This window comes from Bradyrhizobium sp. Mp19 (assembly GCF_029952935.1).
Classification (GTDB): domain Bacteria; phylum Pseudomonadota; class Alphaproteobacteria; order Rhizobiales; family Xanthobacteraceae; genus Bradyrhizobium; species Bradyrhizobium elkanii.
In genome coordinates this window covers 1-5,200 of sequence record NZ_JASAUT010000134.1, presented here as the reverse complement: position 1 = coordinate 5,200, position 5,200 = coordinate 1, and the positions used below count along the sequence as shown (strand labels likewise).

General features: G+C 58.7%; 3 protein-coding genes. All 3 read right to left on the bottom strand.

Features of this window, described 5'->3' with window-relative positions; genetic code table 11:
- Window positions 1-687: 687 nt before the first annotated feature.
- Window positions 688-900 carry a helix-turn-helix transcriptional regulator gene (locus tag QJT82_RS44965; RefSeq protein WP_026193317.1) on the bottom strand — a complete coding sequence of 71 codons (213 nt, stop codon included), beginning with the start codon at window positions 898-900 and terminating at the stop codon, window positions 688-690.
- A gap of 550 nt (window positions 901-1,450) precedes the next feature.
- Window positions 1,451-2,833 carry a serine hydrolase domain-containing protein gene (locus QJT82_RS44960; RefSeq protein WP_028344442.1) on the bottom strand — a complete coding sequence of 461 codons (1,383 nt, stop codon included), beginning with the start codon at window positions 2,831-2,833 and terminating at the stop codon, window positions 1,451-1,453.
- Between the two features lie 1,173 nt (window positions 2,834-4,006).
- On the bottom strand, window positions 4,007-4,576 hold the full coding sequence (locus QJT82_RS44955) for a hypothetical protein (RefSeq protein ID WP_281446718.1): 570 nt from the start codon (window positions 4,574-4,576) through the stop codon (window positions 4,007-4,009).
- Window positions 4,577-5,200 lie beyond the last annotated feature (624 nt).

The window sequence follows — 5,200 nt, the reverse complement described above, 5'->3', positions numbered from 1 at the left end:
CCTCATCGATTCCCCCTCAGAATCACGGGAGAATCATAACAGCGGCACTATGTTTTCACACAGCCAGGGTCAAAAGCGACAGTGTCCGACCAAGAGCGGTTGTCCCCAATCGCTCGATATGCAGACATGTAGCTTGGCACTCAGTCCCTTTTCGCTGTCGCTCAGACGTATCAAGCGGGCACATCTCGGGCGTAATTCTGAGCCGAATGTTCGGCCGGTGTGAAGCCCATTAGCGGCAACGTATCTGCGCTTTGGATTATGGTGCGCTCGGAGGGCGTTCGCATTTGGTGAGATTTCAAAGGCTTGCAAGACCGAGATGCACAGCAAAGTGCATTTCGGGCCCCCCTGCTCTTCAGCGTGGCCAAGTGTCCAAAATCATCAAAGAGAGCCCCGTTGAGCCCAAATCTGCGGATGGCTTTGCGAACAGATTTGAGCCGATGACCTTCAGGTTATGAGCCTGACGATCCCTGGGCTTCGTTGTTAGCGCTGCCGAAGAGACGCAGCCGAGGGACCGGCGCCGGCGCGAGAGAGGCTCTCTTCGACAGTCCAGCCCTGTCTCATTTTGCCTCCCGATAGAGTCCCGACGCGTTCCGAGGCCTACATTGGGCCCGTTGAGAACAAACACAGCGCGCGGTGCCAATCAAGGCCTGACAGAGGGACAGGGAGCTTCGGTCGCCTTTGCCGATTTCAGGATTCCACAAATAGTTTGGTGATAGGCACGGAAAGCGCCCGTGCGATTCTCGCCATGACCAACAAACTTGGATTTCGACGGCCCCGCTCAATGCCACCGACGTAAGTTAGATCTATTTGCGCCTCGAATGCGAGTTCCTCTTGCGTCATGCGCCGCGATTGCCGCAGCCGTCGCACATTTCCTCCTACGATGCTGCACCAATCCTGCATTGCAGGATCGGGCACCATGGGGCATATAGTCTCTAGGGAATATAGTCCATATCGCTTCTTTTTTGCGGTATCGACAGCGCGCGATTGTCGAGACGTTATGAAGCCTCTCTGGCCAAGTTCACCAAAGGCATTTTGAATTCCTGGGACAATCTCGCCGCATGGCGTGATGCGTACCGACAGCCTAGTCTTCGAGAGTAAGAGTTTCTCGACAGTCTCTACCGGCAGATCGATGGCCGAAACGACTGCCCCATCCAACCGATAGCCAAACCGGTACGCATCGGCGTGAGGCGAGGTCGCACCCGGCGCTTCAATGAATGGTTCTAGGTCTGACGCCTGCGGCGGAGATCGTCTTTTCGATTGATGACCTCATGAGAGAAACATTGACAGCGGAAACACTGCGAATGGAGGAAGCAACCCCGGAAGACCTCGCACTTCTATTCAGCCGACTCGAACGCGCGATCGCTTTGGTAAGAGCCGCCATAGATCGGGTATCAAATTATTCATCCAACCCAGCCTTCAAGAAACCCTAACATCTATCGAGAAACGCCGCCTAAACTGCACGTGAACTGGGCTGGTATCGGTGCTGTACTTCGGACTTGATCCTGTCTTCAGTCACGAGGTGCTTGCTCCCAATTCTGACCCCTTCGATGTTGCCGGCAGGATTGCGGATGAGGCGGCAGGTCTCACCGAGATCACCGAATGCCTGCGCCGACGTAACGATCGCCTCGTCGATGCCAGACGGGCTTAGTTCGGTCGCGTCCAAGAAAGAGGACAGTTGGCCCGGCGTCGCAACTAGCGCCTTGTCTTTGCCGGGCACCAGATCCAACGGGCCCCATAGTGTCCACCAGCGGCCGCGCCAGTGGGCGGTTTCGGGTCCCGGAGCACCGAGATCGTGGATGGTCTTTAATATGTGGATCACGCTCTCGAACCAGACGTTCGCGAGACCGTCTATGGCATTGGTGAGGATGCTGAGCGCTATATCTTGTTCCGGCAGAACCACCGTGCGCGTCAGCGTTCCCTGGAAGCCGCCGGCATGACCGACCCAGCTCCACGGTCCCGGCGGACCGGAAATCGTGCCCAAACCGTAGTAGCGCTCCAATTGTGAGTGGGCATCGCGCCAATGGCGCCGCGTCATCTCGCGTCGGCTTGCCGCCGTCAAAATGCTCGATTGGGCACCGGGAGAAAGCTGGCCGATAAATCGCGCGAGGTCGGCGGCGGTTGCCGTAAAGCCCGTCGCCGAGGCCATATCGTTCGTCACATTGTCCCCGGGGATGACGAAGCGCTGACCGTAGGGTTGGCGGGTCGAGTGGCCATGGGCGAATGGACGACAGACGATCGGATCGAAGTCAGGCGTCGTCTCCTTGAGGCCGGCTGGAATGACGACGTGATCATAGATCCACCGACCATATGGCTTGCCGGTCACCTTCTCGATGACTTTGCCCAGCAATGCGAAGCCGTGATTGGAGTATTTGAACGTGACGCCCGGTGCAAGGGGCTGTGGCGCGGAGAGATCGGCACGAAACTCCGCCTCACTGAGGAAGGGCCGGCGGTCCGAGAACTGACCGCTGTCAGGCCCATCGCGGGTCAGGCCGGCCGCATGCGAAAGCAGCTGCGAAATGGTGACATCAGAAACCTCCGGCGTCAGATTTGCCAGATACTCACCCAGCCGATCGTCAAGCCGAATTATATTGCGCTCGCGCAATAACATGATCCCCGCCGCCGTGAACGTCTTCGAATGCGAGGCGACGCGAAAGCGATGACGGGGGGTGAGTGGCTCGTTGGATGCAAGATCGGCCATGCCGCTCGCATGTTCAAGCAGCACCTGACCTTTGTGAGCGATTGCTAGCGACACACCGGGCTGATCGAATAATTCCCGCTGATAGTCGATCCAAGTGGGGATGTAATCGAGAGCGGAAGAGAGCCAGTCTGACATGGATGCTTAGAACCTATCGGAAGTGAAGCCGTCGGGCCGTTCTGCGACACATTGCAGGCTGGATCGAACGCGCGGTCAAGCCCTCGATTCAATCCCGAATCTTATCGCCCTACTTCGCTCGTCCCCTCAAAGAACGCCCGCACGTCAACTTCGAGAAACTTCGAGCGTTGCCATACGGTAGCGGCCGATCGAACGGTCCAGAGAACAATTGGACGTGACTTGGAAGCGACCGTTGCGCGGCGGGCTCCGTCGACATGAACGCCCATTCCGAGATATTCGCCTGCGTCGCTGCCGGCGAGATTCCGGAATTCTCCGCACGACAAACCCAAACGGAGCATGCAGACGAATTCTAAGAAAAGACTGCACCACTTGAGCACGTTGTGGCGATACGTGGGGCGCCAATGGTGACAAACCTTAGATGTGCAGACAACAACTTAGCCGCCATTCCGCGACAGTGCTTTTATCTTGCCATCCGCCCTCTGCTCTCTCCCACCTCTTCACGCTGCTTCTCTTTGCCGCGACAGGATCCGCTAATCCACGCCCCAACGTTCCGTGCGCAGCCGTTTAGCTAGAGTGAAAGGCAATCCTGGCGCTCAAAAACTCGAGGCAAACGCATATGGGAGACCCATTTTTGCCGATATTTTTTCGGAGCGCAGCCACCCAACGGAAGCAAAGAAATCCGGCCGCTAGACGTGCGCGGAAGTCACCAAATGGAGCCCTCCAGCGCCTACGAACCAGCGCAAACTCTGCTGGCGATGAACTGATTTTTGGCGCCTGAATCAGAGGAAAATCGGTCCAACGGCTTTCACGTCGGCGGCAAAAAATGCAGTCCACGAACGCAATTCTTCCGTCGAAATAGCGCGTGTTACGTCGCCTGGTCGGCCGTGCTCGCGGCGTCGCAGCGCGATCCAGCCAGTGGTATTCCTTCGGCCGGCGAAGCGTCGATTTGGTTTGGGAGGCGCAAGCCGTGGAGACGTCCGGTGGCGAGCTGGGCCGCCAGCAGACGCCGTGGTGCCAGCCATTTGAACGGCGAGTACCGGGCGAGAGCACCCTCTCGGCCAGCTTCCGCTATGCGCATGTCTCGGGATGCATCAGCGACCACCGAGCAGAACAGGCTCGGCAGCCGCCCCGTATCGGATGTAAGAAATACTCCCAGATTGGCGGAGAAAACCGTCAGCGCTTGGAGCTGGAGCGCTCAATCTCCGCCAACAAATCCGCCTGGACCGGCGGTTCAACGAACCGAATTCCAGCCTTTGCCTTGGCCGCAACCTCGGCGATGATTGCGTCCTGTCGATCGAGCGGCGCGCGCTTTTCGGTCCACAAAGCGCGCAGCTCGGCCTCCGGATCGGTCGGCGATCGAGCCTTGTTGCGTGGCATGTCTTCGAAGTTGGCGCAGACGACTTCCACGTTGGGAGCCACGCCTCTCCACACGTCGCGGTGGTAGGAGCAATCGACGCCGCAGCCAGCTTCCAGATGGATTCCGGTCTGTTCTGCGAACTTCAGATAGTCCTCGCTCTTGCGCTCGCGGTAGCACTGCACGCCGCTATACTCGAACGGCGCGGACATCTGCGGGATGATAAATGCGCCATAATCGGCTATGTCGGACGCGATATCGATCAGGTGAAATTCAAACGAACGCCCGGTGTAGCGCGGTCCGCTTCCGCTCCTCGGAGTGGCTCCAAACGGCGGATTCGCGATCGCGCAACCGAAATGGCCGAGCCCCCTGAGATCGAAATCGAACACGTCGGCACAGATCCATTTCGCCTCCGGCAGCACTTTGCGACCGACCTCGACATAGGCCGGATTGCGCTCGATACAGACGATTTCCCTCTCGGGTGCGCCCTGGCCGCGCGCGTAATATCCTCGCCAGAAGACATGGAATGCGAGCACGCCAATCCCGGCACAAAGGTCGATTGTCCGACCGCCACAGGCATCGATGGCGAAGTCGCCGGCAAGGCCTGAAGGGGTAAAGAATGCGCCCGCCGACCCGTTGATGTGGTTTGCACCTTCGTGCCAGTTATCCAGCACGAACACGCGATCATCGTAGCTGAGAACGTCTTTCTTGAGCAGCTCGACAGCCTCGGCATGTGCCTTGGCCTCCGCCTTTGTCAGTTTCGCCTGCCCGTCGGCGAGACCGGGGTTTCGGGGGCAAGAGCTTGTTTCGGCGCCGGCAGAGCGGCGCGAATCCGATGGCGCGCAACGCGGTTGCACCGAGCAGCGGAGCCGCGACGTGCGACCGACTTGCTGCACCGGAGGACGACAGAAGCTCTTGCAGGGGCGAGGGGCAGCGCCCCTTCCATGTCCTTTTGCAAGGAAAAAGACGCGAAGCACCCGTCACCGCACCAGAGGTGCGGTGTTGAGCACGAT